Below are 24,746 nucleotides of genomic sequence, written 5' to 3'. Positions count from 1 at the left end.
AGGTAAGATTTTCGCCCCGATCAGATGATTTTATCGAGCGTGATCGGCAGGTCACGAACCCGCTTGCCGGTGGCATGGAAGACCGCATTACTGATGGCTGCCGCCACGCCAACGATGCCCAGTTCTCCCACCGCTTTACCGCCCATGGTGGTCGCCTCAAAGTCGGGCTCACCGACGTTGATGGTGGTGATGCTGGGGATATCGGCATTAACCGGCACCAGGTTATCAGCCAGATTATTGTTAATCACCCGACCGTTACGCGGATCGATAATTCCCTCTTCCATCAGCGCCTGACCGACCCCCATAATCATTCCGCCGATCCACTGGCTGCGCGCCAGTTTAGGGTTGTAAAGCCGACCGCTGTCGAGTGCTGCCACCATCCTTTGCACCCTAATTGTGCCGAAATCTTCATCGACCCGCACTTCAACAAACTGTGCGCTCCAGCTATGGGCGGAATAAGTCTCCGGCCGACTCATATCATTCAGGTTACGCACAATTTTATCGCGCTCACTCTGCGGCATATCGTCCGGGAAAGTCCCGCCCTTCACCATCAGGCTATCGGCAGGGACCAGCGTCGCCAGCTGGGTGAGAGAGAGATCTGAACTCCCGCCGTGCTGAATAGCGGCATTCTTCAGGGTCAACTGCGAAACCGGCACGCCGTTGAATGGCGACGCGGGCAGTTCGCTGGCCAGCGTCAGCAGGCGTTCGCGCATTTTCTTTGCGGTATCGTTCACCGCCGCCGTCAGGTTACCCGCCAGCTGTGACCCCCCGGCAACACCTGCGCGCGGCAGCGTGGTGTCGCCGAGCTGAACTTCTATCGTTTCCGATGAGACGCCGAGATGATCCGCCGCCGTTTGCGCCAGGATGGTGTAAGTGCCGGTGCCGATATCTGCGCCGGCACACTGCACCACGAAGCGGCCCTGTGGCGTCAGCATGATTTTTGCCTCCGCTGGCATGCGGCTGACCGGATAGGTGCCGGACGCCATGCCCCAGCCAATCAGTTCGCGTCCTTCTCGCATTGAACGCGGCGTCATGATGCGCTTATCCCAGCCAAATGCTTCTGCCCCTTTCTGATACGCCTCTTTCAGGCGACGTGAACTCCACGGCAGGTCGAGCTGGTAATCTTTATCTGCCCAGTTACGCAGGCGCAACTCCAGGGGATCGATACCCAGCGCATAGGCCATCTCATCCATCGCCACTTCAAGGCCAAACGCACTGGGATTCTCGCCCGGCGCACGCATCCAGCCCGGCGTGACGGTGTTAATCGGTCTGACCTGATGCTGAGCCGACACGTTGCTGATCGCATACATCCTGGCGGTCACTTTGCTGCAGTTCTCAGCGAAGACATCGATCAGAGAGGTTTCACTGAAGCTGCGCTGAATAATCGCTTCAATTTTGCCGTCACGCGATGCACCCAGCTCCAGCTGCTGTGAGGTTGCCGCGCGTCCACCCAGACCGGTAAAGGTCTGCGGCCGGGTCAGTGAAACTTTCACGGGACGGTTCAGGGCGCGCGACGCCACGCTGGCCAACGCCACGTGCGTGTAAGGCACCGGCTTGGAACCAAAACCGCCACCAACATAAGGTGAAATAATCCGTACCTGTCCGGGTTCAATGCCCAGCCATTCAGCGATCTCAACCTGCGCACCCGCTACCCACTGGCTCGGCTCCCACACCGTGATCTGACCCTTCTGCCAGTGCGCGATGCAGGCGTGTGGCTCCATCGGCATGTTGTATTCCCGCGGCGTGGTATAACGCTGATTAATGCGCACCTCCGCGCTGTGCATCGCGGTCTGCGCGTCCCCTAAATCGATATCCTGAGCCGACAACGGTTTTGACTCTACGCCGTCATCGGTGGCAAACACCCGGGCTGGCGTGGTCTCGTATTCAATCTCGACCAGCGAGGCAGCATGGGTCGCCTGCTCGAAAGTCTCAGCCACCACGAGCCCGATGTTCTGGCCGTTATGAATAATCACATCGTCCTGAATCGGGGTGTAGGTAGACTGCGCCGCGCCACCATCCGCGATCGCGGTTGGTTTGTTGATCTTTAACGGATTGAGATGGGTATAGACCGCCAGCACGCCCTCGGCCTGCTGCGCCTTTTCGGCTGAAAGGCGGGAAATTCGGCCGCTGGCAACGGTCGACTGCAATACCACGCCATATAGCGGATTATCCGGCTGATACTCGATAGCATAACGCGCTTCACCCGTCACCTTAACCCGGCCGTCTCCACGCGATCGTGCTGCGCCCAGCCCCCTCATCGGACTGCTGGCGGCAACTTCTGAACTCTCCGGGTCGCTGGTAGCATTGAGTAAATCCCGGCGCGCCTTGTCATTTACCTCGCTCATGCGATCTCTCCTGCTGCCATCAGCGCACGCGCAATCACGCGCGGCGCCAGTTTCACTTTGTATGCGTTATGGGCCAGCGCCAGCGTTTCCTGATTAATCAGTTCCGCGGCCTGGAAGACGGTTTCTTCGTTGAACGGTTTCCCTTCTAAGGCCTGCTCGACCCGCGCCGCTCGCCAGGGTTTAGTGGCCACGCCGCCCAGCGCGATATGGACCTGGCGCATCACCCCATTTTCCAGCGTGAATCCGGCGGCCGCACTGGCGGCGGCAAACTCATAAGAACTGCGATCGCGCACCTTCAGATAGTGCGAGCGTTTAAGTGACGCGGTTTGCGGCACTTCGATCGCGACGATGATCTCGTCATCACGCAGGTCATGTTCCCGATCCGGCGTGTCCCCCGGTAACAGGAAGAAATCATCAATCGCCACACGGCGACGATCGCCCTGCTGATTCTGCAACACCACCACTGCATCAAACGCCACCAGCGCGACCGCCAGGTCACCCGGATAGACCGCGATACAGCTCTCGCTGGCACCCAGAACCGCATGGTTACTGTTCACGCCATCGCGTGCGGCACAACCGGATCCCGGGTTGCGTTTGTTACAGGCGGAAAACGTTGCCGGATCGCGGTAGTAGGCGCAGCGGGTACGCTGACGTAAATTACCACCTAGCGTCGCCATGTTGCGGATTTGTGGCGAAGCCGCCTGCCATAAGCTGCCATAGATAGCGGGCGCATTTTGCTGGCAGGCAGGATGATCGGCCAGCTGGCTCATGGTGGTGAGTGCCCCGGCGCTGATTTTGTCATCGTCAAAACGCAGGCTGCGAAGTTCGTTTAATCCGTTAATGCCAATCAGCTGCGACGGGTTAAATACGCCACATTTCATCAGGTCGAGTTGGGTTGTGCCGCCCGCCAGCAGCTGGCTACCGGACTGCTGTTTTAACCCTGCCGCTTCGGTAGCCGAATGGGCGACTTTCCAGCTGAACTCATTCATGCGGACTCCTTCGCCATCTCAGCAGCGGCCTGTTTAATCGCGTCGACGATGTGGGGATAGGCACCGCAGCGGCAGAGGTTGCCGCTCATATATTCACGAATTTCATCGTCCGATCCGGCGTGACCCTCTTTGATACAGGCCACGGCGGACATTATCTGGCCCGGTGTACAGTACCCACACTGGAAGGCATCGTTTTCAACGAAACAGCGCTGTACCGGATGCAGTTCACCGCTGGCAGATTCCAGCCCTTCGATGCTGGTCACCTCGGCGCCGTCAGCCTGAACCGCCAGCGTCAGACAACTCAGCACCCGCTGACCGTTAATCAGTACCGTACAGGCACCGCACTGTCCCTGATCGCAGCCCTTTTTGGTGCCGGTGAGGTTCAGGTGCTCGCGTAACGCATCCAGTAGCGTCACGCGTGGATCGATCTGCATCATCTGCAACTGACCATTAACCTGCATTGTTAGCGATATTTTTTCTGACATTGTCTGCTTCCCATTGTTGGGGGCTAAAAAGTAGTTTTTTATTAGTCTGTATCGGACGGGATATAAATCGGGGAGGATTCTGATAACCCTAATCTTTGCGCGCGTATGCACGTCTTAAGGTTTAGCAGCTTTTTTGCTATCCGGCGGTGCAGTCGGCGAAAAGGACAATCAGGCTGGACCAGTCAAAACGCATTTTTTGTCTGATATACGAACTATATAAAACATAATTCATTGATTTATTGCGATTAGTCTCGGTTAACACTTATTAATTACCTTCACAAACTTAATGCGCAGATTTCATCAATCACCCGCTGATAAGTGAAATATTCTATAGCGGCTTCAACGAGGTCGGGCAGCACAATCGATTGCGCCCCTCCCGGCAGATCGACCGCCAGACGAGGCGGCGGCGGGTTTAACGGGCTAAAAAGTATGCTAAGAGAGAATTTCAACGATTTGATGTATCTGGTGGTGGTGGCGGAAGAACGCAGTTTTACCCGCGCAGCAGCAAAGCTCGGCGTATCGCAATCGGCGCTCAGCCACGCTATTCGTGGACTGGAGGAGCGCCTCAGCACCCGGTTACTGACCCGTACCACCCGTAGCGTTGCTCCGACAGAGGCTGGTGATCGGCTGATTAAAAATATCGCGCCCTTATTTAGCGAAATAGAATCTGAGCTGGTCAGCGTCACTGATACCCAGGGAAAAACCGCTGGCAATATTCGCATTACGGCGGGCGAACATGCGCTGACCTCAACGCTGTGGCCACTGATTAAGCCCTTTCTGCAGCGCTATCCCGAGGTCAACGTTGAGTTTTCAGTGGATAATACTCTGACCGATATTGTCAGTGGCCGCTTTGATGCAGGCGTACGGCTGGGTGAACAGGTTGAAAAAGATATGGTGGCAGTACGCATCGGCCCGGACTGGAATATGTGCGTCGTTGCGTCGCCCGCTTATTTTGAGCAGCACGGCGTTCCGGCAACGCCTTACGACCTGCAAAACCATAACTGCATAAATCTGCGCTTACCCACGCTGGGTGGCCTGTATCACTGGGAGTTTATGCGCGATAACAAGGCGGTCAGAGTCAGGGTGGAGGGTCAGCTGATTTTTAATCATCTCGCTTCACGCATCGATGCGGCGCTCAGCGGCATGGGCATCTGCTATGTGCCACAGGACAGTGTAGAGGAGCATATTGCAGCAGGCCGACTGGTGCAGGTGCTGGCAGACTGGTGCGATCCTTTTCCTGGCTACTACCTCTATTATCCCAGCCGTAAACAGCATACCCGTGCGTTTGCCCGTCTGATTGAGGCGGTACGCTATTGCGGCGCGTCATCGCCGCAATAGCAGTGCGATGGCTTACGAAGCCGCAATCCGCTGACGTTCCAGCCGCCGGGCTTTTTGTCCGGAGACGATCATAGCGACAACGAACACCAGCGCGAACAGCACCACGATGGTCGGCGCCGGTGCGCTATCGATAAAGAAAGAGAGATAAACACCACTCAGCGACACCAGCACGGATACCGCTACCGCAACCAGCAACGCATGTGAAAAGCGTCGGGTCAGCAAGAGCGCAATGGCGCCCGGCGCGATCAGCAACGAGATCGACAGGATAATGCCCACCGCTTTCAGCGTTGCGACAATGGTCAACGAGACCATGCAGAGCAGGCCGTAATGCATCAGCCGCGCGGGCAAACCACAGACCTGCGCCTGTTGAGGATCAAAGCTGAACAGCATCAGATCGCGCCATTTCACAGCAATGACTGCAACAATCAGTGCAGCGATCAGCAGCGTCTGGATGAGATCGCTGCCGGTGATGCCCAGCATGTCGCCAAACAGTATATGGTCGAGATGGACTTCAGGCTTCACGGCGATATAGAGAATCAACCCGACCGCAAACATGCCGGAGAAAACGATGCCCAGCACCGTGTCCTGCTTGATTCGGCTGTTATCCTGTAGAAACCCACTGGCAACCGCACAAAAAAGCCCGGCGGCAAAGGCCCCAATCGCCAGCGGAATGCCCAGCATCCAGGCCAGCACAATGCCGGGAAAGACCGCATGGCTCATCGCATCGCCCATCAACGCCCAGCCTTTCAGTACCAGAAATACCGACAATAAGGCGCAGGGGATCGCCACCACCAGCGCAATTAACAGCGCGCTCTGCATAAACGCGAACTGGAAAGGTTCAAAAATCCACATTATCCCGGCTCCTTCTCAGCATCACGGCGGGCACGTCGACGGTTCGCCAGTAAGCCATGTTTCGGCGCGAAGACAAAGGCCAGCAGGAACAACAGCGTCTGCGCCACCACGATAATGCCGCCGGTGGCACCATCGAGATAGTAACTCGCCCATGCACCGAGGAAGCTGGTGACGCTGCCTATCGCTACCGCAATCATCAGCAGGCGTGGAAAGCGATCGGTAAGCAACCAGGCTGTGGCGCCTGGCGTCACCACCAGACAGATCACCAGGAAAGCGCCTACCGTTTGCAACGCCGCTACGGTCGACACTGCCAGCAGCGTGAAAAACAGAATCTTTAACCGTTCAGGCCGCAAGCCGATGGCGCGCGCGTGATTTTCATCGAAAAAGGTCACCATCAAATCTTTCCACTTAAACAGCAGAATGATGATCGACACCCCGCCTATCAGCGCCAGTTGCAGAATATCGGCAGGTGCAATCGCCAGGATGTTGCCGAGCACGATAGTCTGGATGTTTACCGCCGTCGGATTGAGCGACACCATAAACAACCCGAGACCAAAAAAAGAGGAAAAGATCAGACCGATGATCGCGTCTTCTTTTAAGCGGGTCCGCTGATTGAGCAACAGCATACTGCCCGCCGCCAGCCCGCCTGACAGAAAAGCGCCCAGCGCAAACGGCAGGCCCAGCATGTAAGCGCCCGCAACGCCGGGAACAATGGAGTGCGACAGCGCATCTCCCATCAGCGACCAGCCCTTGAGCATCAGATAGCAGGAGAGAAAGGCACACAGTCCGCCGACCATGGCAGAAACCCACATCGCGTTGAGCATGTAATGGTATCCGAACGGCTCCAGCAGCAGATTCATGGTTAGTCCCCGTCGTGAAGTGCGCCGCGCGGTGCGATAAACGGACGTTCATCATCGGTGATGATCTGATCGTCCAGCCCACTGACTGCGACATGACGCAGCACACCGCTGAATGCCCGTTCAAGATTAGCGGCGGTAAAGGTGGTGCGGGTAGGACCGCTGGCGAGGATGGTGCCCTTAACCATCACGGTGTAGTCGCAGAATTCGGTCACCGATCCGAGGTTGTGCGTTGAGACCAGCATGGTTTTACCTTCGTCACGCAGTTCGCCCAGCAGGCTGATAATTTTCGCCTCGGTCTGAACGTCAACCCCGGTAAATGGCTCATCAAGCAGGATGACGCTGCCCTGCTGCGCAATGGCGCGAGCCAGAAAAACCCGTTTCTTCTGTCCGCCGGAGAGTTCGCCGATCTGACGATGGCGATAGGCCAGCATGTCGACCCGTGCCAGCGCGTCATTCACCCTGTCGTGATCCTGCGGTTTTGGCCGACGTAACAGTCCCATATGGCCGTAGCGGCCCATCATCACCACATCTTCAACCAGCACCGGAAAAGACCAGTCAACCTCTTCCGACTGAGGAACATAAGCGACCAGACTCTGGCGCAGCGCCTGACGGGTTGGCATTCCCAGTACCGAAATCGTGCCACCGGAGAGCCGGACAAAACCCATCAGTGCCTTAAACAACGTTGACTTGCCTGAACCATTCACACCTACCAGCGCGGCGATTGAGCCGCCAGGAATACTGAAGCTGGCATCGCGCAGCGCCGTGTGGCCGTTACGGTAGGTGACACTGAGGTGGGAAACCACAATGGTGTCGCTCATGGCGCTTTCCTCCCGGCGTTAATGCCATTGACCAGCGTCTCCGTGGTGACCCGAAGCAGATCAAGATAGGTCGGCACCGGCCCCTGGGCCTGACTCAGCGAATCAACATATAATACGCCGCCATAGTGGGCACCGGTTTCCCGCGCCACCTGACGAGCGGGTTTGTCAGAGACGGTGCTTTCACTAAACACGGCGGGAATAGCCTGTTTTCTGACCTGATCAATCACTTTTCTCACCTGCTGTGGCGTGCCTTGCTGATCGGCATTAATCGGCCAGAGATAAAGTTCTTTCATCCCGAGGTCTCGAGCCAGATAAGAGAACGCGCCTTCACTGGTCACCATCCAGCGCTGGTTTTCAGGGATCGCGGCGATCTGCTGGCGCAACGGCTCAAGTGCTGCGGTAATTTTTTGCTTATAGCGGGCAGCATTCAGACGATAGGTTTCGGCGTTGGCCGGGTCATATTCCACCAGCGCATCACAAATATTATCGACGTAAATCAGCGCATTATCCGGCGACATCCAGGCATGCGGATTCGGTTTGCCGTTATACGGGCCTTCGCCAATGCCAATCGGTTTTACACCCTGCGACACCACCACTTCCGGCACGCCTTCAAGATGCTGATAAAAGCGCTGGAACCAGCGTTCAAGATTCAGCCCGTTAGCCATGATGAGTTGCGCGCCCTGCGCGCGTTTAATGTCACCAGGCGTCGGCTGGTACTCATGGATTTCCGCACCCGGTTTAGTAATTGAAGTGACCTCAGCAGCATCACCCGCTACGTTCTTTGCCATGTCAGCTATTACCGTAAAGGTGGTGACGACCTTAAATTTTTCTGCAGCATAGCAACCGGTTGTCATAACCGCCGTCAGTAGCAGGCTGCATAACAACGTTGCGGTTTTATTTGTCGGGACCATCGCAGGATCTCCAGAGGTGATTAAAAATAAATCTAAATTAGCCAGTGCTATTTTTTATAGCACAGGCTATATCTTTCCGACAGCCCGCTTTTGTGAAGTTTCTTCAACGTCAGCGTCGTTATGACAAGTTGTGTAAGTATTTTAATTTAATGATTGATTCATAATGAGTTATAACAAACAGGGTTTACGCGACAACCTCTTCAGAACAGATATTAAAATTGAGAAGTCTGTCTGAGAAGCGGTGTACTGCAGCTCTTCAACATCGATATTCAGTGCGGGATCGGGGCAAGGCGTTGTGGATCCACAAGCAGGAGATCGACTGTCAGTCCAGGTTGTCCGGCCTGGTCGTCACTCTATGCAAATCAATAAGGGTTTATCGATTGGCATGATTTATCAAATTAAGTGAATTTTTTTGCTACAGTGAATGTTACTTACCGTAATAAAACCAGGGAGGATAATTTGTATTTTTCAAGCGACGAAAAAGCGAATGTCATCATTGGCGAAGCAGCAATGAACCTGATTGATGCTGATCAGGAAGTGAATGTCGAGTTGCTGATGGGTGAGTTGCGGTCAATGTCTGCCTCAGAGGTGGATGAGAAACGTCTGGAACAGTTGCATCATGTATATCAGTGGTTGATGGGTTTTAAAACTATCGGCGCTCGCAACAATGAACAGGCTGGATGGTTATCGAAACCGCTTAATGCAGACACCACCAGTACGACGGATTCCGCTGATGACATACTCTTTAAGCGTTGACCGAGCGGGTCGGCCTGTGCAGCAGTTGTACAGGCTGAATCGGTAAATCGCTTAATAAGCCATCATTCAGCGGATTTTACTCCGCATTAAACACTCCATAACATACTGATTATCTTTAAATAGCATTTTTTGCACAAAAAAATCTTCTCAGGAAATTCAAAATTCTGTACAAGTTTTTGAAAGATGTATAACTTGCGCATCAAAAGCGCGATACATTTAACCATCTGAGGACACCACTATGCGTCAGAACGGACATGCACCGGAAGCCATCAGCGACATTGCCCGTTACTTCAATCAAGCCTGCCAGCCTTCACAGCAGGAGACGCTGGGTGAGATTGTTGTCGAAATTCTGCGCGCAGGTCAAAATTTGAGTCGTAAAGCGATTTGCAGCAAATTGTTGCGTCGACTGGAGCTTGCCTCTACCCCAGAAGATGAAAGTCATCTGCATGAACTGATCGGGCTACTTTTCCGTCGGGAGGAGTAACAGGGATTTCCGGCGTTACAGAGGTGCATTACGCCTCGCTCACAGCAATTCTGATCGGACTATTTTTCGCATTAACGAAGCCCAGTGTTGCTGTCCCGTTTCAGGCGCCCCGTCACCGGCGCCTGTTTCCACATCAGGAGCCGCAACGTGGCCATTAATTCGTAAATCAGAGAATCAAGTATGTACAGAAGTGATGATGAGAAACTGACAGATGTCATGATCGGCGAAGCCGTACTGACATTACTGAAGTCAGACAAACCGGTGTCGAGTAACGCCCTGATCAATCAGCTGGAGCTTATGGCCGCAGAGACGGACGATGACGCGAAAGTGATGACGATACGCAAAGCGATTATTGAAGTGCGCAACGGCATGGCGGCGGCCCGTAAGCGAGTAAGCAGTGTGCCCACCGATCGTGAAAATGTTTCGCACCGTCTGAATAACGATGGCCCACCTGAAGGTTCGAAAAAACACTAAGCGATCCGTTTTTTTGCGTGACTTCTGACAATAATTAAAGCGTCTGCAAAACGTGAACGCGGAAACTAAAAATTTCCGTTCACGCTGAGCAAAAGGGTCGCAACGAGGAGACTCGTTTCTGACTTTAGTAGATGCTTCTAACGAATTTTCCGTAGAGAAAGAAAAATCATGCAACACTCTCCTTCAGATTCAACCCTTATTGAGTTTTTTCGCAGCGCAGGCGATCAGCTTGCTTCAGAAACCGAACTGCTGGGCGGCATTATCCGGAACATCGTCGCCGATCAGGGACGCGTGACGAATAAAGCCATTATTCTCTATCTGATTGCCGAACTGGAGACCACGTCAGACGTGGTCAGGCTGGATGTATTGCGCAAAACGCTGGAGATCGTGGTAGGTCGCACCCCTGATGACGCCGGTATCTGATCCCTTATTCTGCGTGCTCAACGGCGCGCAGGAATCATTCTGACGAATTCTGTCACTCTCCGCCCTTCCCCCCGCCCTGCTTCAGTTCATTTTTCACTGTCTGCATTGTACGGTACCGACTGGCCATGCCCGCCGCGTCTGAAGGGTTAATCCAGGGAATCCCGATGTTGCTGGCACTTCACCAGTACATGACCACTGAAGGTGGTGGGCATTCGATTTCTGACAACCGAAGCGGAACCAATATTATTTTCCAGATTGAAATCATCACGGGTAATGATCAACGTCGCGACTTCTGGAAAATCGTCACGCCGCGTCGTGTTGTGATGTTTACTGTCCATCACTTTTACCACGTAGGTATCCTCATCGGTCTTGATAATGTCATATCTGACCAGCCGACTGTCCTGATTGCTGCTGATGTAATGCGTTTCAACATCCGAAAAGATCATGTTTTTATCCTTAATTGCGCTGGCCCCATTAATCAATCCGCCGCGAGTTAACCGGCAACAGCGGGAATGCAGCCTGTTCTGACCCCGTTTCATCCTGTTTATGGTCCGCGTCTTTCTGGTCTGTCTCTGAGCCTGTCAGGATGGTTTACCCCGGCAAGGAATCTTTATAGCGCGTTGCGGACGGCATTGAAACATTTTCACCGCTGCAGTGTGCTTTTGAAACTAATCTCCGGGGGCAGCGCAGCAGTGCGATTACCAGAGCAACCCGACACCCCTTTGCTAACGCTTTACGCTTTTAAAGCTGCCGTCCGGTTGCGGGTGGCAACTGAAACGGATGGGTCCACCTGAATGATACAGGCAAGTGGTAAGAAATAGATTTCATGCACTACTCGCCTGGCCGGTGATCCCTTATTTATTAAGAAAAGGCTTATCCAAGGCAGATAATGAAACGGCAGTTTTATTAAAACGGTTCCCGTCGGGATATTAAGCATGCTGGCGGCAGGGTGTAATACCCATCCTCATCCCGCCACGATAGTCAGATGCCCTTGTTCAATAAGCGTGCAGAATAATCAGCAAACAGAAAACGTTTTGTCTGAAACAAATAATTAACAGAAAACGATCTCATTGACGCTGGCGTTTATTAACAACGCCATCGGCCTTAGTGCATCTTGCGGGTGAAAAAACCGATCGCTTCATGGCATAGCGCTTTCAGCCGGTTATCAGGCGTCTCTTCGCTCAGGCGAAACAGCGCATTGGTAATATCATGAAAATGAACAGGCTGCCCTGTCTTAATCAGATCGCTAACAACTGCGCCAACCAGCGCGCGAATATCTTTTTCTTCGTCGTACTTCACACGACCTCCAGACGGTGTATGCATATACAGCTTAGCATCACTGGAACTCAAAAAACAAAAGGTCCGCGCTCAGGAAAATATAAGCGAAGCGGTAGAAAAGGTTATTATTCAAACAGTCTCAGAATAATATCTGGCACTATTTCATCACCCGGGCCACGCTAAAGATATAACCGCCAGATATGGCGTAGCAACTGCTGTGATATATTTATCCCGACCTGAAACGTCAGGTGAATGCTATTCATATTATGATACAGATTCGTTGACCTGATGGTGTGAGCCGCTCCATCCGGTTTGCCTTAACAGGGACACCTTCTGCCACCTGCGATATCGCTGAAACCGGGCGGGTAAATCAGACGAGGTTTAGCGCCCGCAGTGTGATAAAACGACTGTTAACCCCTGGCTTTCAGAGTAACGCATGGCTAAATTCACCTTAAAACAGATTGCCGCTCAGTCCGGTCTGAGCCTGGCAACCATTGATCGGGCGTTGCATCTGCGCGGCAGGGTGCATCCGCAAACGCAGCATCGCATTCAGCAGGCGATAGCCGATCTGGAGTTACTGCAGAAAACGGCGCAGGCAAAAGGCAGAACGCTGTGGTTTGATGTGATCATGCACACGCCCGATCGCTTTCGTGAGCTGGTGCGTGAAGCATTCAGCAGTCAGATTGCCAGCTTTACCCGTTTTAAACTGCAGTTGCGGTTTCACTTCAGTGAGAATTTAACCGCAGAGCAGGTCAATGTGCTCCTGAACAAAAATGCGCTCCACAGCCACGGCATTATTCTTAAAGCGGCTCACTCTGCGCTACTGAATCCGACCATCGATACCCTGCTGAAACAACGTGTGCCGGTGGTCACAGTGATGAGCGATTTGCCGGGCAGTGCGCGCCTGCGCTATATCGGTATGGATAATTACGATGCCGGAAAGGTCGCCGCGTTTTTGATGGCAAAATGGCTGCGGTCTGAGCAATCCCATATTGTGGCGATTACCGGCAGCAGGGACTTTATCGGAGAGCAGGAGCGGATTGAGGGCTTCGAACGCGCCATCAGGCAGTTTGCGCCGCAGCATCGGGTCAGCGTGGTGGCAGGTGGTTATGGCATCGATCCGTTGATGTACCAGTCACTTAAAAATTTTTTACAGGCTCACCCGGACACGGATGCGGTCTACACGGTAGGCGGCGGTAATCCGGGTATTTTACGGGCTTTTGACGAGCTGAACAGACCGGTTAACGCCTTTATCGGTCACGATCTGGATCGGGAAAACCGCGCGCTGCTGCAGACCGGTAAAATTGATGCGCTGATCGAACATAATTTACAGCTTGATGCTCAGCATGCCTTCAAAACGCTGCTGGAATTTCACGGTTTTCTCCCCGTATCGGCACCACCAGCCCCTTACTCAAAAATCAATATTATCACCCGCTATAATATGACGACCTGACGCGGTAGCCCGCTGACAGTTAGCAATGCGCCCGATGATTAATGAATACTTTTCATAAACGCTTGCGGGTTACGCTGACTAAACAGCAGGCGTCCGGGTTGCTAAACTTCGGGATATCACATGACTACCGGAGAATAAAATGAAGATTATCGCTAACGGATCCCAGCCTTCACGCCAGGGCGCGGCTGACTATTTCACTGGCACGGTACGGATTGATGCGCCTTTCCAGGCAAACGAACCGGCACGGGTCGGAGGTGCAACCGTCACGTTTGAACCGGGTGCGCGCACCGTCTGGCATACCCATCCGCTGGGCCAGACCCTGATTATCACCCAGGGTCAGGGCTGGATTCAGTGTGAAGGCGAAGAGATCCGCGTCATGAACACCGGCGACATCGTCTGGATCCCGGAGAATGTGAAGCACTGGCATGGCGCAACCCCGGATAATGCTATGACCCACATCGCCATCGCTGAATCCGTTAACGGCAGCCCGGTTGACTGGCTGGAACCGGTCACTGACCAGCAATATCAAAAATAAGTCCCATACGCCCGCTACCGCGGGCGTGCCTCTCCCATTGTGACACCGTCACAACCTGACGTGGTCAATCAGCGCGCGTAGCTTGGGTGCCAGATTCTTCCGGCTGGGAAAGTAGAGGTAAAAACCGGCAAATGCTGGTAACCAGTCGTCCAGCAGCGTCACCAGCTGCCCGCGCGCAATATAAGGCTGATACGTCTCTTCCATACCGAAACTGATGCCGCCCCCGGCGCAGGCAGTGCGGATCATCACCCCCATGTCGTTGGTGGTCAACTGCGGGTTAACCGCCACTTCAAATTCACGTCCCTGCTCTGCAAATTCCCAGCGATAAGGCGCCAGGCCCGGCCCTTTCCGCCAGCCGATACAGCAATGCTGGATCAGTTCATGCGGATGCTGCGGCGTGCCATGTCGGGCCAGGTAAGCAGGCGATGCCACCGCCACCTGACGCTGAGCTCGCGATACCGGCACCGCAATCATATCCTGTGCGATAACCTCACCCAGCCGGACACCCGCATCGTAACCCTGTTCAACAATATCAAACTCGTCATCCGTGATGGTGATATCCAGCTCAATCTGCGGATAAGCGGCGATAAAGCTCGCCAGCAGTTCACCACTCAGCATTCGCTCAGCTATGGATGAGATCGCCAGTCGTAACTGTCCACGCGGTACGGCTGCCAGTTCAGCGATATCGGTGACGGCGCGGTTCAGTTGATTGATCGCCGGTGCCACCTCGTTATACAGCCGTTGTCCCGCTTCGGTGAGCTGAACGCTGCGGGTTGTACGCTGCATCAGCGATATGTTCAGCCGATCCTCCAGCCGCCGTAGCGCCTGGCTGATCGCCGGACGGGTGACACCCAGCTGTTCAGCCGCCAGACGAAAATTACGCGTCTGCGCCACAATGACAAACACCTCCAGTGCATTTTTATCGATTATCATTGGTTAGTTTTAGTTACCAGTTTATGAAGAAGAGGGTGGATTATCTTTATAGCTTAGTCGTCGTAGCATCTCCAGTTACATCACAACAGGAGAAAGCGTATGACGAAGAAAGTGATTTTAATTACCGGCGCATCAAGCGGTATCGGTGCGGGTATCGCCCGTGAACTGGCGAAAACCGGGGCAACATTGCTGTTGGGTGCCCGGCGCGAAGAGCGACTTCACGCTCTGGCCGACGCGTTGCGATTCGATGGAGCTGAAGTGGCCGTAAAAACCCTGGACGTCACGCAACGGGAGCATGTGAGGCAGTTTGTTGAGTTCGCTCTGGAAAAATGGGGTCGGATCGATGTGATGATCAACAACGCGGGCATTATGCCGCTGTCACCGATGGCCTCGTTGCGGGTAGAAGAGTGGGATCGGATGATTGATGTCAACATCAGGGGGGTGCTGTATGGCATTGCCGCTGTGCTGCCGCCCATGCTGGCCCGCCAGTCTGGCCACATCATCAACATCGCCTCAATTGGGGCACTGGCAGTTTCACCGACTGCAGCGGTTTATTGTGCCACCAAGTATGCAGTGCGGGCGATTTCAGACGGGTTACGTCAGGAGAATAGCCAGCTTCGGGTGACCTGTGTGCATCCGGGCGTGGTTGAAAGCGAACTGGCTGACACCATCACTGACCCGATCGCCGCGCAGGCAATGGCAGACTATCGGGCGATAGCCCTGCAGCCGGGGGCGATTGGATGCGCGGTGCGTTATGCCATTGAACAGCCGGATGAGGTAGACGTGAACGAAATTGTGGTGCGGCCGACCCGCACGCTGCAGTGATCGTTGGCCCGATGCTGGCTGGCATCGGGCCGCTGTGAGGGTCTATCAGTAAAAGCTCCTGCGGGTACGCTGAACAGTGATAGTGATGGCGCTCAGCGCCACCAGCATCAGGAAAATCCCCAACCCAATCATTGCGTTGAAACCGTAGCTTTTAAACAGCAGCAATCCGGCAATACAGCCGACAAGAAACGAAAACACCGTGGTCAGATGGGTATGCAGCACCTTCTGGAAAAAGCGACGTTCGCCGCTTTCGTTGTGCGACCCATGCGAGGAGAGCCACGACCCAAGGGCAATACCCGCATCGGTTAATGTGCCGGTGATATGCGTCGATCGGACGCGACCATTTGAGAGCTGTGTCGAGGTAGCATTATGAATGCCCATCAGGAAACCCAGCAAAACCAGCACCTCGCCGTTGAAGCGTGGCGTAAAAAACATTGTTTCAAAGAGTGATGCTGCGGTCAGCGCGACCCCTTCGGCCAGAATGATCAGACAGAAAATGGTGCGCAGCTTATGCTTCTGGCCGATGATGACCGCCAGACGTGCGACGGTGCAACCGATCACAAAGGCGGTGATGAGCGCCAGTAAAAACAGCAGCGTATGCAGATCGCTGGTGGTGACTTCGGTGGATATCTGCGAAGTATTACCGGTCATGTGCGACGGGAAAAACCCGAAGGCACCCAGCGCCATCGCGTTAAGAATGCCAGCGGTGGTGGCGAGTACCAGCGCCAGCAGGCGGTCTTCGGTATGCGATCTCACTTTCTTCTTTTTTATCAGCACAGGTATCCTCACATCAGGTTAAGGCAGAACGGTGTTTACCGTGTCAAGCATACAGCCTGATAAGAAATAATCCTGTCAGAAGCAGATTACTCTGATGAATTAAACCGTTAATTTTGCTGATTTTTATAAAGCTGCTTCAGTTTACTTTTAAAAGTGTCAACAACGTTATTATTCACCATGGTAAAGGTGGCATCAGCGCCACCCTTTATCAGACGCTGCTCGCCCGCCGTCCGTTAATCCACGATAAACAACCGCGCGCCTACCGGCGTCGAAGAGCGATGCGGTTCGGCATCGTCTGCCACCTGATAACTGACGCCCGGCGTCAGCACAAAGCGGCGGCCATCGGCCAGTTCAGTATGCAGCTCACCAGCGAGACACAGCAGAATGTGACCCTTGATACACCAGTGATCGGCGAGATATCCCGGTGAGTAATCAACGATCCTGACGCGAATATCATTAAACTGTGCGGTGCGCCAGATCGCCTGGCCCTGTTCACCTGGGTGAACAGTTTCATCAATCAGATCCCAGTGGGTGAGTCCAAACGGCAAATTTTCAATCTTCATGCATGCTCCGGGCTAAAGGGCAGTGAGTCTACCGCAGTAAAGAGAGACACCTATTCCAGCGCCTGGATGATCGCTTCTTCGGCATGAATCAGCGTGGTATCAAATAACGGGACGCTGGCATCACTGTCATCCACCAGCAGCGTGATTTCAGTACAACCCAGAATAATCGCCTCTGCACCCCGCGCCACCAGACGCTGCATAATCTGCTGAAAGCGGTGGCGGGAAGCCGGATTGATGGTCCCGAGACAGAGCTCGTGGTAAATCACCTGATGAACAAAAGCGCGGTCATCCTCATCCGGAACGATCACGTCCAGATGAAATTGCTCTTCAAGCCGCCCGCGATAGAACGCCTGTTCCATCGTGAACCGGGTCGCCAGCAAACCGACCTTACTGAATCCGGCCTGCCGGATACGCCGCCCGGTCGCATCCGCAATGTGTAACAACGGGAGGGAGGTTGCCGCACTGATTTGCGGTGCCACTTTGTGCATGGTGTTGGTACACAGCACGATAAATTCTGCCCCGGCACGCTCCAGACTGCGTGCCGCCCCGGCCAGCCGTTCACCCGCCTGCTGCCATTCACCGGCCGCCTGAAGTTGTTCAATTGGTTCGAAATCGACGCTGTAAAGCACCAGCTGCGCCGAGTGCAGCCCGCCCAGCCGGTGTTTAACCTGCTGATTGAGGATGCGATAGTAGAGCGCGGTTGACTCCCATGACATGCCGCCTAACAGACCGATGACTTTCATTGCTGCTCCTGAAGAGTTGCCTGTTTTCCAGCATGCCAGAAAGCGAGTTATCGGCAATCGGTTTGTTGGCATCTGATGCAGGTCATTCAGCCTGACAGCGGTCGGAACCGCCAGGCAATGACCATTAGCACCACCACACCGGCGCTCATTATCAGCCAGGCACTGGTCAGTGATGCGCCGCTGTCACGTACCCAGCCCGCCACCAGCGGCATCACGGCGGCAATCAGATAGCCGCCGCCCTGCACCCGTGATAACAACACGCCCGCCTCGCTGGCGTTTCGCGCATGATCCAGCGTGACGATCAGCGACAGCGGAAACAGCGCACCGATTCCGATGCCGAGTAGCAGCGTTGACAGCACGGGCATCGCGCCAGGCGCCACAACCAGACTAAGCAGGCCAGCCAGCAACAGGGCCAGCACCAGCAACAGTAACCCTCGACGATCGGGGAAACGGTGCTGAACCGCCGAGATCACCAGACCGGCTACCACTTCAGTTAGCGTCAGCCCGGCGAGCAGAAAGCCGCTGTTGCGGGCGCTCCAGCCCGCCTGGATATAAAATGGCGGCAGCCATGCCAGCACCAGCGTGTAAGCCCCGGTTCCGATACCAAAAAACAGCAACAGTAAACAGGTTCGCGCAGTGGGCAGCACAACCGCGGCGGGTACTGTATGTTCAGACGGGTCCCGGCGGTTAACTGACCGCCAGATAAATAAAGTAAAGACCGACAGCCCACCGGCAATGGCCAGCGCTGAACGTAAACCGAGCAGCGAAAACAGCGGTTCGGCGCTGGCCGCCATCAACGCCGCACCGGCCATAATGCCGGTGCTGAACAGCGCCATCAGCGTGGGTGCAGCGGAGGTATAACGCTGGCGGATCAGCGCAGGCATCAGCGCTTGTATCACGCCGATACCGGCACCGCCAGCCAGTGCAGTCAGAATCAGCTGCGGCGGTGAGAGTGCATAACCGCGCCAGAGCGCGGCCAGCGTCAGGCAAAGCAATCCTGCCGAAATTCCCGGTACGGCACCGATCCGCGCCAGCAGCCACGGCCCCACCAGGGCAGCAAGGCCCATCATCGCCACCGGCAGCGTAGTCAGCAGGCTGAATGCCGTCGCCGATAAATCAGCCTGCTGTTGCAATGCCGGAAACAGTGGACCGATAATCGCCAGCATCGGGCGCAGATTCAGCCCGACAACAAAAACGATCAGGGCGAATATAACGGGAAATAACAGCGTGTTCTTCATAGCCGGCTCCGTGGAGAGAATGAACGCTGACAGCAGCAGGCTGTCACTATTTATCTTAACGTTAAGATAAAATGGGTCCGGCGTTAAGGGGCTGAGCACAACCTGACAACATAACCACACATTAAGCAGGTGAACCATGCAGGATCATATCGATTTTGTCGTTAGCCAGTGGGACAACGCGATGCCAGAGCTGGACGCCTCATCAATGCGCATCGTTGGCCGAATGCTGCGCCTGATGAAACATCTGGCAAAAGCCCGCAGTCAGGCGCTGGAGCCCTACGATTTTCATGACGGTGAGTTTGATGTGCTGGCGACACTGCGCCGGGCCGGCTCGCCATACTGCCTGTCACCGACTCAGCTTTATACGTCGCTGTTAGTGACCTCCGGTGCTATGACCCATCGCCTGAAACGGCTGGAACAGCGCGGGTTGATTGCGCGGGTTGCGTCACCGGACGATAAGCGCAGCACTCTGGTGGGCCTCACGCCGCAGGGTCAGCACTGTATTGAGCAGGCGCTGGCGGTGCATACTGCCACTCAGAATGCGGTGCTGGCTCCCCTTTCGGCGGCAGAACGCGCAGCCCTGGAAGGGATGCTGAAAACTCTGCTGCTGGCGTTTCCCGGTGAAACGCTGACCACCGCGGAAAAAGATTAACGGTGCAGTTCGGCGACCGTCATGGTGAACACCACCGGATGTTGATCGGCGCTGGCATAGGCGTGTGGCATATCGGTACGCGCCACCGCTGCACAACCTGGCTGCACGACTAACGTCTGGCCGCCAACCGTTAACGCCAGCGTACCCTGTTCAACATGCAGCAGTTCCAGCGTCCCGGCAGGATGACCCGCCGAACTAAACCTTTCACCATCAAACATCTGCCAGCGCCACAGTTCAATCATGTCAGGACCGCGGGTACCGGCCAGCAATTGCGCACTACCGCCCTGCTCGCCGCGCCACAGCGTGGGCATTGCGCCTTTATCGATCAGCCAGGCTGCAGGTGCGTGGGTCACATTGACGATATCTGCCACCGAGACGCCAAGCGCAGCGGCAATCCGGCACAAGATCGCAATGCTGGGATTGGCTTCGCCTTTCTCGATCTCCACCAGCATGCCTTTACTGACGCCTGCCCGGCGGGATAATTCATCCAGCGAGAGTTTCTGGCTTTTTCGCCAGTTTTTAATGCTGTCTGAGACAGCCTGATTGACGCTCGATACGTCAGCACCCGCGTCGGTCGCTATATTGACTTTTTTGGTCATCGGTCATTACTATGAAATAAATTAGTCACTGAGAGATTATCCAATGTTATCTGTTGATCCGTCAATCGACCCGGCCGTATTTGCGCTGGCACCCGGCTTTCGCGCTATGAGTATTGTGGTGGAGGCTGCACCCATCGCCCATCCTGAAATTGCGGAACAGGCGTTGCAACGGGCGTGCCGTCAGGTACCGGAGCAGGACGTTGAGTGGGCTGACGCCCATCTCGCGGCCTGGGCGACGGTATTCAAAGCCTTTGGTGCCAAAGCGAAACGGACACCCTGCTCGGCAGACGCGCTGCGCAAGCGGGTCCTGCGGGATGGCGGGATGCCCGCGATCGATCCGGTTGTCGATCTCTACAATGCCATCAGCATTCAGTACGCGCTGCCGGTCGGCGGGGAAAATATTGCCGCCTACGTTGGTGCGCCGCGCCTGGCGATCGCGGATGGCAGCGAGTCGTTCGATACGGTTAAAGAGGGCGAAGTGGTCTTTGAATCGCCGGAGCCAGGCGAAGTGATCTGGCGCGACGATCAGGGCGTCACCTGCCGTCGCTGGAACTGGCGTCAGGGCGTCAGAACCCGGCTGGATGCGCAGGCGCGTCAGATGTGGTTTATCCTTGAAAGCCTGCCGGAAATGCCGCTGACCGCGCTGCAACAGGCCAGTGATGATCTGGTTTCCGGCCTGCAACAGATGATGCCAGATGCGCAGATCAGCGCCAGGCTGATTGACGCGACCACCGCATAACCGCTGCTCAACGCCAGGAAAACGAGGTTAACGACGCGCCGGAAATATGGCAGGATACGCGCCCTCTGGCCAGTGTCGTTCTGGCGAACCTCTTTGGCAGATAGCAGGTGGCGGTATTGATGAAAGCGAAACTTAAATGGATGATTCCACTGCTGGCGGTGCTGGCCCTGGCGGCCTGGCAGCTGATTCCCCATTTCAGCAGTGAAGATAAAGCCTATTACGTTGCGGTATTCTGCGGCATCGATCATCATGATGAGCAGCAGTTTATTCCGCAGATGCAGCAGATCATTGAAGGCAGCAATTCTGACTATGCACTGCAGAAGATCACATTCAAACCGGCGCTGGCTCGTCAGGTGATTCACGACTGGCAACAGCTATCACCGGATGCGCAACGGCAGGCGGCCGGTGATCCTCTCGCCTGTCAGCAGCAGCTGACACGCTAAAGCGGACGGGCGATACCCCGCATAAGCTGACTCAGGCCTGAAGGAGAGATCATGCCGCAACCTGAACGTAAAAATTATCCGCAACTCGGCGAGGTGAAAGCGCCTTATGTCCATGCGGTGAAACATGGCGATACGCTGTACGTCTCCGGCCTGACCGCCTTTGGAACGGCCGCTCAGCACAGCGGCATAGCGCAGCAGGCGGAAGCGATCTTTTCCCAACTCGAACTGATCGCCGCTGCTGAACAGACGTCGCTGGCTTCACTGATTAAGGTGACCATTTTCATCACCGCATTCAGCGACATTGAGGCACTACGCGAGGTATTGTTCCGCTACTACGGCTCCCATCTGCCCGCCAGTTCCCTGGTGCAGGTCAGTGGCCTTTTCTCCGCTGATTTACGGATTGAGATTGAGGCGATATTCGCGTTGTGAGCGTTTTCCCCCGGAGAGCAACCTGTTCCGATGCAGATCGATTATAGCGGTTTCATTGTTGCCATCTTACCGATAGCGCTGTCACCGGGGGCCAGTTTTACCCTTGCGGTTAACAGTGCGCTGGCCGAAGGCTGGCGCGGCGTCGCGACGATTATTCTGGGTACCGCACTGGGGATCTATTGCCACGCCCTGCTGGTTGGATTAGGCGTTTCGTCAATGCTGATGGCTTTTCCCTCTCTGTTTCATATTCTGCAGATTGCCGGCACCGTTTATCTGCTGTGGCTGGGTAGCCAGTTAATCTTCATCGGACTGCGGGCCCGCCATCAGGCTGTCAGCCCCGACCCGCAACCAGTTACGCTTTCTCAGGCTTTACTGGCCAACCTGCTCAATCCCAAAGCCGTTCTGCTCTACCTGACCGTGGTGTCGCGCTTTACCGGCCAGAGCGGCAATTTACGCGATTTCATGCTGCTGGCCTCGGTACATATTGTGATCATGGCGGGCTGGCTCAGCGGTGCCAGCCAGCTGTTGATGACGTCAACCCGAACCATCAGCACCGTTACGCTGCGTAAATATATCACTACTCTGGGCGGAATCGTGCTGCTGGCTATCGCCCTATCCGGTCTGATCCCCTGACGCCGCCGCACCGCGTGCCAGATAACCGATACGATAAACGTCCTGTTCACCGGCGGGTCGCCCGGCTGACGCCGTGACGGTCACTCCCTGCCAGCGGCTCACATCCCAGGCGCTGAAGCCGGTATTCTTCGTCAAATCGGCAAGGTTGCTATGCGGGGCGATCGGCCAGCGGCGCAGCGTGATAAAGCGCGCCTGATCGAGCGAGTCTGGCATCGTATCGCCGTTCAGCGCCAGCCAGCTCTCTATCACCGGCCAGCCAAAATCATGTACTAAACGCTGAAAGCCCGCGCTTTGCAGAAAACGCTGCATGGCTGGCGCAGCCTGCCAGAAATAGAGCGGCGCATAGCGGTTTTCTGCCACCGCCAGTTCGTCATCATCCAGCCGGGCATAGAGATAAGCTTTGGCAATCAGGCCCGGAAATCCGTTCAGCCTGGCGCCGTTCAGCCGGATACGCTGTTCAATCGCCGTCATCGGGTAATCTGCCAGCAGCGTAAAGCGGTAATGCATCACTATCATGGTGTCACCTCCGCTAACATTCTGCCGCCGCTGAAGCTCCACTCTTCGCTGCTGTTGAACTGGATGATGACCATCACGTCATCGGGATCGATTCCCAGTGTGGCCTGCAATGCGGCGCACAGTTGCTGATAAAAGCGCCGCTTCTGCTGCCGCGTGCGTGGCCGACCGGCGGTAATCTGGAACAGGGTGAAGGCCTCGCTGCGCCCTTTACTCAGGTAGTGACGATCAAAGATTCGCTGGTGTGCCGGCAGCACCTCAAACAGCTGAAAGCAATCGTCAACCGGCACCGCAAATTCTGCCACCAGCGTCTGGTGCAACAGCGCGGAGATCTGCTGTAAGCTGGCCTCACTATGGCCCTGGCCGAGGGTAATACGGGTTAAGGGCATCAGCTGTTCTCCTCAAGGTAGCTCAGTGCCGTCACCGCAGCGGGCCAGCCAGCGTAGAACGCCAGGTGGGTAAAGGCCTCGATCAGCTCTTCCTGCGTCAGCCCATTTTTTCTTGCGAAATCAACATGCCAGGGTAACTGCGCTACCCGACCCAGCGCGGTCAGCGTCGCCAGCGTCAGCAGGCTGCGCTCCCGCGCGGAGAGCACGCTGCGCTGCCAGATATTATCGAACAGCACCTGCTGCGTCAGTTCAGCCAGTTTCGGTGCCCGTTGGGCCAGCGTTTCGCGATCCAGAATCTCTTTCATTTTTTTCTCTCCTGTGCAGATAGACAGAGTGTCGCGCAGCGTTATAATCCTGAAAATCAAATTAATCAGCATCAACCATCCACCTTAACAGGATGATTGTGAACCGGGTTCCCGAGTCAATGGATATGGATGCGCTGCGTAGCTTTGTTACCGGTATTGAAACGGGTAGCTTTGCACTGGCAGCCCGGCATTTATGCCGTTCAACCTCAGCGGTAAGTGCGCAGCTCAAAAAGCTGGAGCAGCAATGCGGTACCGCGCTGGTCAGGAAGAAAGGACGACACCTGCAACTCACCGATAGCGGTGAGTTGCTGATGAGCTACGCGAAACGTCTGCTGACGCTGAACGATGAGACTTTGCGGGCAGTCAGAGGTGACGGGCTGAAGGGTGAAATCCGTATCGGGATGCAGGAAGATTTTGGTGAGTCATTGATGCCTGCGGTCTTGGGCGCGTTTAGCCGTCAGCATCCTGGCGTCACCATTACCGCGCAGGTTGACAGAAACCAGAGGCTGCTCAGCGAAATGGCCTGTCATCAACTCGATATGGCGCTGGTGTGGCAGGCTGATCGGTAACTGTCCGTTAGCCTGGATACATCATGCTGATTTTGATCTGGCCGGGCTGTTACACCGCGGCGATCCGCTGCCCCTGGTCGCCTTTGATGCGCCCTGCCTGATGCGTTCGCGCGCCACCGCGTCGCTGGATGCCGCGGGAATACCGTGGCGAATTGTCTTTACCAGTCACAGCCTGAGCGGCATCTGGGCAGCCCTGCAGGCTGGATTGGGCATCACGCTGCGCACCCGTGCCGGAATGCCGGGGACGCTGGTGACAGCATCACATCACTTGCCAGATGCCGGAGAGGTCGGCATTGCGCTGATCACCCCGGAAGATGCAGATGACCCGGCGCACGCTTTGCTGCAACAGTTGATCATTGAGGCCGCCTTCCCTTTTACGCAAAGATAAGCTGCCT

The 24,746-nt window shown here is 55.2% G+C and carries 31 protein-coding genes and 1 pseudogene; 14 read left to right on the top strand and 18 right to left on the bottom strand.

Annotation, left to right across the window (positions count from 1 at the left end; translation table 11 throughout):
- Positions 1 to 20: 20 nt before the first annotated feature.
- The 3 genes from ACLIBF_RS21220 to ACLIBF_RS21210 are packed head-to-tail and all read right to left on the bottom strand — an operon-like array spanning position 21 to position 3,795.
- Positions 21 to 2,345: a xanthine dehydrogenase family protein molybdopterin-binding subunit gene (locus ACLIBF_RS21220; protein WP_448310534.1), complete on the bottom strand. Its 2,325-nt coding sequence runs from the start codon at positions 2,343 to 2,345 to the stop codon at positions 21 to 23.
- Positions 2,342 to 3,334 carry an FAD binding domain-containing protein gene (locus ACLIBF_RS21215; RefSeq protein ID WP_448310533.1) on the bottom strand — a complete coding sequence of 331 codons (993 nt, stop codon included), beginning with the start codon at positions 3,332 to 3,334 and terminating at the stop codon, positions 2,342 to 2,344. Before ACLIBF_RS21215 ends, ACLIBF_RS21220 begins: the two co-directional genes overlap by 4 nt.
- Positions 3,331 to 3,795 (bottom strand): (2Fe-2S)-binding protein, encoded by a 465-nt coding sequence (locus ACLIBF_RS21210; protein ID WP_448310714.1) that lies wholly within the window; start codon positions 3,793 to 3,795, stop codon positions 3,331 to 3,333. The genes ACLIBF_RS21215 and ACLIBF_RS21210 overlap by 4 nt, the downstream gene beginning before the upstream one ends.
- Before the next feature lie 453 nt (positions 3,796 to 4,248).
- On the opposite strand from ACLIBF_RS21210, the gene ACLIBF_RS21205 reads away from it, so the two are divergent.
- Positions 4,249 to 5,157, top strand: a complete 909-nt coding sequence (locus ACLIBF_RS21205; protein ID WP_448310532.1) for a LysR family transcriptional regulator — start codon at positions 4,249 to 4,251, stop codon at positions 5,155 to 5,157.
- Between the two features lie 12 nt (positions 5,158 to 5,169).
- Here ACLIBF_RS21205 and ACLIBF_RS21200 read toward each other — a convergent pair whose 3' ends face one another.
- Genes ACLIBF_RS21200 through ACLIBF_RS21185 form a run of 4 tightly spaced genes read right to left on the bottom strand, consistent with a single transcriptional unit; the run spans position 5,170 to position 8,598 of the window.
- Positions 5,170 to 6,009 (bottom strand): metal ABC transporter permease, encoded by an 840-nt coding sequence (locus tag ACLIBF_RS21200; protein WP_448310531.1) that lies wholly within the window; start codon positions 6,007 to 6,009, stop codon positions 5,170 to 5,172.
- Positions 6,009 to 6,869, bottom strand: coding sequence for an iron/manganese ABC transporter permease subunit SitC (gene sitC, locus ACLIBF_RS21195; RefSeq protein ID WP_448310530.1), 861 nt, complete (start codon positions 6,867 to 6,869; stop codon positions 6,009 to 6,011). The genes ACLIBF_RS21200 and sitC overlap by 1 nt, the downstream gene beginning before the upstream one ends.
- Before the next feature lie 2 nt (positions 6,870 to 6,871).
- Positions 6,872 to 7,687: a manganese/iron ABC transporter ATP-binding protein gene (locus ACLIBF_RS21190; protein ID WP_448310529.1), complete on the bottom strand. Its 816-nt coding sequence runs from the start codon at positions 7,685 to 7,687 to the stop codon at positions 6,872 to 6,874.
- On the bottom strand, positions 7,684 to 8,598 hold the full coding sequence (locus ACLIBF_RS21185) for a metal ABC transporter substrate-binding protein (RefSeq protein ID WP_448310528.1): 915 nt from the start codon (positions 8,596 to 8,598) through the stop codon (positions 7,684 to 7,686). The genes ACLIBF_RS21190 and ACLIBF_RS21185 overlap by 4 nt, the downstream gene beginning before the upstream one ends.
- Positions 8,599 to 9,000: 402 nt before the next feature.
- Here ACLIBF_RS21185 and ACLIBF_RS21180 point away from each other — a divergent pair, with 402 nt between their 5' ends.
- The 4 genes from ACLIBF_RS21180 (at position 9,001) to ACLIBF_RS21165 (ending at position 10,735) form a co-directional block, all read left to right on the top strand.
- On the top strand, positions 9,001 to 9,354 hold the full coding sequence (locus tag ACLIBF_RS21180; RefSeq protein WP_448310527.1) for a hypothetical protein: 354 nt from the start codon (positions 9,001 to 9,003) through the stop codon (positions 9,352 to 9,354).
- A 238-nt stretch (positions 9,355 to 9,592) separates the two neighbouring features.
- Positions 9,593 to 9,838, top strand: coding sequence for a regulatory protein YcgZ (gene ycgZ / locus ACLIBF_RS21175; protein WP_448310526.1), 246 nt, complete (start codon positions 9,593 to 9,595; stop codon positions 9,836 to 9,838).
- Between the two features lie 180 nt (positions 9,839 to 10,018).
- On the top strand, positions 10,019 to 10,312 hold the full coding sequence (locus ACLIBF_RS21170) for a hypothetical protein (RefSeq protein ID WP_448310525.1): 294 nt from the start codon (positions 10,019 to 10,021) through the stop codon (positions 10,310 to 10,312).
- A gap of 168 nt (positions 10,313 to 10,480) precedes the next feature.
- Positions 10,481 to 10,735, top strand: coding sequence for a biofilm/acid-resistance regulator YmgB/AriR (locus ACLIBF_RS21165; RefSeq protein WP_448310524.1), 255 nt, complete (start codon positions 10,481 to 10,483; stop codon positions 10,733 to 10,735).
- 146 nt (positions 10,736 to 10,881) lie between these two features.
- On the opposite strand, the gene ACLIBF_RS21160 is transcribed toward ACLIBF_RS21165, so the two are convergent.
- Both ACLIBF_RS21160 and ACLIBF_RS21155 read right to left on the bottom strand, forming a co-directional pair.
- Positions 10,882 to 11,181, bottom strand: a complete 300-nt coding sequence (locus ACLIBF_RS21160) for a hypothetical protein (protein WP_448310523.1) — start codon at positions 11,179 to 11,181, stop codon at positions 10,882 to 10,884.
- Between the two features lie 658 nt (positions 11,182 to 11,839).
- Positions 11,840 to 12,034 carry a hypothetical protein gene (locus tag ACLIBF_RS21155; protein ID WP_448310522.1) on the bottom strand — a complete coding sequence of 65 codons (195 nt, stop codon included), beginning with the start codon at positions 12,032 to 12,034 and terminating at the stop codon, positions 11,840 to 11,842.
- Between the two features lie 415 nt (positions 12,035 to 12,449).
- Between ACLIBF_RS21155 and ACLIBF_RS21150 the strand changes: the two genes are divergently transcribed.
- Entirely contained in the window at positions 12,450 to 13,466 is a 1,017-nt protein-coding gene (locus ACLIBF_RS21150) for a substrate-binding domain-containing protein (RefSeq protein ID WP_448310521.1), read from the top strand.
- 139 nt (positions 13,467 to 13,605) lie between these two features.
- A complete protein-coding gene (locus ACLIBF_RS21145; protein ID WP_448310520.1) occupies positions 13,606 to 14,001 on the top strand; it encodes a (R)-mandelonitrile lyase in 396 nt (131 codons plus the stop codon).
- 48 nt (positions 14,002 to 14,049) lie between these two features.
- On the opposite strand, the gene ACLIBF_RS21140 is transcribed toward ACLIBF_RS21145, so the two are convergent.
- The gene (locus ACLIBF_RS21140) at positions 14,050 to 14,934 is read right to left on the bottom strand and encodes a LysR family transcriptional regulator (protein ID WP_448310519.1); all 885 of its coding nucleotides are present in this window, start codon (positions 14,932 to 14,934) and stop codon (positions 14,050 to 14,052) included.
- 99 nt (positions 14,935 to 15,033) lie between these two features.
- On the opposite strand from ACLIBF_RS21140, the gene ACLIBF_RS21135 reads away from it, so the two are divergent.
- Positions 15,034 to 15,759, top strand: coding sequence for an SDR family oxidoreductase (locus tag ACLIBF_RS21135; protein ID WP_448310518.1), 726 nt, complete (start codon positions 15,034 to 15,036; stop codon positions 15,757 to 15,759).
- A 45-nt stretch (positions 15,760 to 15,804) separates the two neighbouring features.
- Here the strand turns inward: ACLIBF_RS21135 and ACLIBF_RS21130 are convergent, their stop codons facing one another.
- The 4 genes from ACLIBF_RS21130 to ACLIBF_RS21115 all read right to left on the bottom strand — a co-directional run bounded on the left by ACLIBF_RS21130 (position 15,805) and on the right by ACLIBF_RS21115 (position 19,080).
- The gene (locus ACLIBF_RS21130; RefSeq protein ID WP_448310517.1) at positions 15,805 to 16,536 is read right to left on the bottom strand and encodes a YoaK family protein; all 732 of its coding nucleotides are present in this window, start codon (positions 16,534 to 16,536) and stop codon (positions 15,805 to 15,807) included.
- A gap of 233 nt (positions 16,537 to 16,769) precedes the next feature.
- Positions 16,770 to 17,099: a DHCW motif cupin fold protein gene (locus ACLIBF_RS21125; RefSeq protein ID WP_448310516.1), complete on the bottom strand. Its 330-nt coding sequence runs from the start codon at positions 17,097 to 17,099 to the stop codon at positions 16,770 to 16,772.
- Between the two features lie 50 nt (positions 17,100 to 17,149).
- Positions 17,150 to 17,842, bottom strand: coding sequence for an aspartate/glutamate racemase family protein (locus tag ACLIBF_RS21120; protein ID WP_448310515.1), 693 nt, complete (start codon positions 17,840 to 17,842; stop codon positions 17,150 to 17,152).
- Positions 17,843 to 17,928: 86 nt separating this feature from the next.
- On the bottom strand, positions 17,929 to 19,080 hold the full coding sequence (locus ACLIBF_RS21115) for an MFS transporter (protein WP_448310514.1): 1,152 nt from the start codon (positions 19,078 to 19,080) through the stop codon (positions 17,929 to 17,931).
- Positions 19,081 to 19,216: 136 nt separating this feature from the next.
- Between ACLIBF_RS21115 and ACLIBF_RS21110 the strand changes: the two genes are divergently transcribed.
- Entirely contained in the window at positions 19,217 to 19,732 is a 516-nt protein-coding gene (locus ACLIBF_RS21110; RefSeq protein ID WP_448310513.1) for a MarR family winged helix-turn-helix transcriptional regulator, read from the top strand.
- On the opposite strand, the gene ACLIBF_RS21105 is transcribed toward ACLIBF_RS21110, so the two are convergent.
- Positions 19,729 to 20,331: an XRE family transcriptional regulator gene (locus ACLIBF_RS21105; protein WP_448310512.1), complete on the bottom strand. Its 603-nt coding sequence runs from the start codon at positions 20,329 to 20,331 to the stop codon at positions 19,729 to 19,731. The genes ACLIBF_RS21110 and ACLIBF_RS21105 overlap by 4 nt on opposite strands.
- Before the next feature lie 43 nt (positions 20,332 to 20,374).
- On the opposite strand from ACLIBF_RS21105, the gene ACLIBF_RS21100 reads away from it, so the two are divergent.
- From ACLIBF_RS21100 to ACLIBF_RS21085, 4 genes are all read left to right on the top strand, one after another.
- Positions 20,375 to 21,070 carry a B3/B4 domain-containing protein gene (locus ACLIBF_RS21100; protein ID WP_448310511.1) on the top strand — a complete coding sequence of 232 codons (696 nt, stop codon included), beginning with the start codon at positions 20,375 to 20,377 and terminating at the stop codon, positions 21,068 to 21,070.
- Positions 21,071 to 21,189: 119 nt separating this feature from the next.
- A complete protein-coding gene (locus tag ACLIBF_RS21095) occupies positions 21,190 to 21,513 on the top strand; it encodes a hypothetical protein (RefSeq protein WP_448310510.1) in 324 nt (107 codons plus the stop codon).
- A gap of 51 nt (positions 21,514 to 21,564) precedes the next feature.
- On the top strand, positions 21,565 to 21,942 hold the full coding sequence (locus ACLIBF_RS21090) for a RidA family protein (RefSeq protein ID WP_448310509.1): 378 nt from the start codon (positions 21,565 to 21,567) through the stop codon (positions 21,940 to 21,942).
- A gap of 30 nt (positions 21,943 to 21,972) precedes the next feature.
- A complete protein-coding gene (locus ACLIBF_RS21085) occupies positions 21,973 to 22,575 on the top strand; it encodes a LysE family translocator (RefSeq protein ID WP_448310508.1) in 603 nt (200 codons plus the stop codon).
- Here ACLIBF_RS21085 and ACLIBF_RS21080 read toward each other — a convergent pair.
- The 3 genes from ACLIBF_RS21080 to ACLIBF_RS21070 are packed head-to-tail and all read right to left on the bottom strand — an operon-like array spanning position 22,555 to position 23,782.
- On the bottom strand, positions 22,555 to 23,091 hold the full coding sequence (locus tag ACLIBF_RS21080; protein WP_448310507.1) for a DUF4865 family protein: 537 nt from the start codon (positions 23,089 to 23,091) through the stop codon (positions 22,555 to 22,557). The genes ACLIBF_RS21085 and ACLIBF_RS21080 overlap by 21 nt on opposite strands.
- Positions 23,088 to 23,477, bottom strand: a complete 390-nt coding sequence (locus tag ACLIBF_RS21075) for a tautomerase family protein (protein ID WP_448310506.1) — start codon at positions 23,475 to 23,477, stop codon at positions 23,088 to 23,090. Before ACLIBF_RS21075 ends, ACLIBF_RS21080 begins: the two co-directional genes overlap by 4 nt.
- On the bottom strand, positions 23,477 to 23,782 hold the full coding sequence (locus ACLIBF_RS21070; RefSeq protein ID WP_448310505.1) for a carboxymuconolactone decarboxylase family protein: 306 nt from the start codon (positions 23,780 to 23,782) through the stop codon (positions 23,477 to 23,479). The genes ACLIBF_RS21075 and ACLIBF_RS21070 overlap by 1 nt, the downstream gene beginning before the upstream one ends.
- A gap of 92 nt (positions 23,783 to 23,874) precedes the next feature.
- Between ACLIBF_RS21070 and ACLIBF_RS21065 the strand changes: the two are divergent.
- Positions 23,875 to 24,739 (top strand): annotated as a pseudogene (locus ACLIBF_RS21065) (LysR substrate-binding domain-containing protein).
- Positions 24,740 to 24,746: the final 7 nt, after the last annotated feature.

The sequence above is a fragment of the Pantoea sp. PGP6 genome (assembly GCF_053474785.1).
This window is presented reverse-complemented; position numbering and strand designations above follow the sequence as displayed.

Coding starts and splice junctions, on each gene's coding strand:
- ACLIBF_RS21085 (WP_448310508.1), top strand. CDS start 21,973: ATGCAGATCGATTATAGCGGTTTCATTGTTGCCATCTTACCGATAGCG.
- ACLIBF_RS21095 (WP_448310510.1), top strand. CDS start 21,190: ATGAAAGCGAAACTTAAATGGATGATTCCACTGCTGGCGGTGCTGGCC.
- ACLIBF_RS21160 (WP_448310523.1), bottom strand. CDS start 11,181: ATGATCTTTTCGGATGTTGAAACGCATTACATCAGCAGCAATCAGGAC.
- ACLIBF_RS21110 (WP_448310513.1), top strand. CDS start 19,217: ATGCAGGATCATATCGATTTTGTCGTTAGCCAGTGGGACAACGCGATG.
- ycgZ (WP_448310526.1), top strand. CDS start 9,593: ATGCGTCAGAACGGACATGCACCGGAAGCCATCAGCGACATTGCCCGT.
- ACLIBF_RS21205 (WP_448310532.1), top strand. CDS start 4,249: ATGCTAAGAGAGAATTTCAACGATTTGATGTATCTGGTGGTGGTGGCG.
- ACLIBF_RS21090 (WP_448310509.1), top strand. CDS start 21,565: ATGCCGCAACCTGAACGTAAAAATTATCCGCAACTCGGCGAGGTGAAA.
- ACLIBF_RS21080 (WP_448310507.1), bottom strand. CDS start 23,091: ATGATAGTGATGCATTACCGCTTTACGCTGCTGGCAGATTACCCGATG.
- ACLIBF_RS21120 (WP_448310515.1), bottom strand. CDS start 17,842: ATGAAAGTCATCGGTCTGTTAGGCGGCATGTCATGGGAGTCAACCGCG.
- sitC (WP_448310530.1), bottom strand. CDS start 6,869: ATGAATCTGCTGCTGGAGCCGTTCGGATACCATTACATGCTCAACGCG.
- ACLIBF_RS21190 (WP_448310529.1), bottom strand. CDS start 7,687: ATGAGCGACACCATTGTGGTTTCCCACCTCAGTGTCACCTACCGTAAC.
- ACLIBF_RS21105 (WP_448310512.1), bottom strand. CDS start 20,331: ATGACCAAAAAAGTCAATATAGCGACCGACGCGGGTGCTGACGTATCG.
- ACLIBF_RS21220 (WP_448310534.1), bottom strand. CDS start 2,345: ATGAGCGAGGTAAATGACAAGGCGCGCCGGGATTTACTCAATGCTACC.
- ACLIBF_RS21170 (WP_448310525.1), top strand. CDS start 10,019: ATGTACAGAAGTGATGATGAGAAACTGACAGATGTCATGATCGGCGAA.
- ACLIBF_RS21070 (WP_448310505.1), bottom strand. CDS start 23,782: ATGAAAGAGATTCTGGATCGCGAAACGCTGGCCCAACGGGCACCGAAA.
- ACLIBF_RS21210 (WP_448310714.1), bottom strand. CDS start 3,795: ATGCAGGTTAATGGTCAGTTGCAGATGATGCAGATCGATCCACGCGTG.
- ACLIBF_RS21140 (WP_448310519.1), bottom strand. CDS start 14,934: ATGATAATCGATAAAAATGCACTGGAGGTGTTTGTCATTGTGGCGCAG.
- ACLIBF_RS21185 (WP_448310528.1), bottom strand. CDS start 8,598: ATGGTCCCGACAAATAAAACCGCAACGTTGTTATGCAGCCTGCTACTG.
- ACLIBF_RS21115 (WP_448310514.1), bottom strand. CDS start 19,080: ATGAAGAACACGCTGTTATTTCCCGTTATATTCGCCCTGATCGTTTTT.
- ACLIBF_RS21200 (WP_448310531.1), bottom strand. CDS start 6,009: ATGTGGATTTTTGAACCTTTCCAGTTCGCGTTTATGCAGAGCGCGCTG.
- ACLIBF_RS21215 (WP_448310533.1), bottom strand. CDS start 3,334: ATGAATGAGTTCAGCTGGAAAGTCGCCCATTCGGCTACCGAAGCGGCA.
- ACLIBF_RS21150 (WP_448310521.1), top strand. CDS start 12,450: ATGGCTAAATTCACCTTAAAACAGATTGCCGCTCAGTCCGGTCTGAGC.
- ACLIBF_RS21165 (WP_448310524.1), top strand. CDS start 10,481: ATGCAACACTCTCCTTCAGATTCAACCCTTATTGAGTTTTTTCGCAGC.
- ACLIBF_RS21135 (WP_448310518.1), top strand. CDS start 15,034: ATGACGAAGAAAGTGATTTTAATTACCGGCGCATCAAGCGGTATCGGT.
- ACLIBF_RS21145 (WP_448310520.1), top strand. CDS start 13,606: ATGAAGATTATCGCTAACGGATCCCAGCCTTCACGCCAGGGCGCGGCT.
- ACLIBF_RS21125 (WP_448310516.1), bottom strand. CDS start 17,099: ATGAAGATTGAAAATTTGCCGTTTGGACTCACCCACTGGGATCTGATT.
- ACLIBF_RS21075 (WP_448310506.1), bottom strand. CDS start 23,477: ATGCCCTTAACCCGTATTACCCTCGGCCAGGGCCATAGTGAGGCCAGC.
- ACLIBF_RS21100 (WP_448310511.1), top strand. CDS start 20,375: ATGTTATCTGTTGATCCGTCAATCGACCCGGCCGTATTTGCGCTGGCA.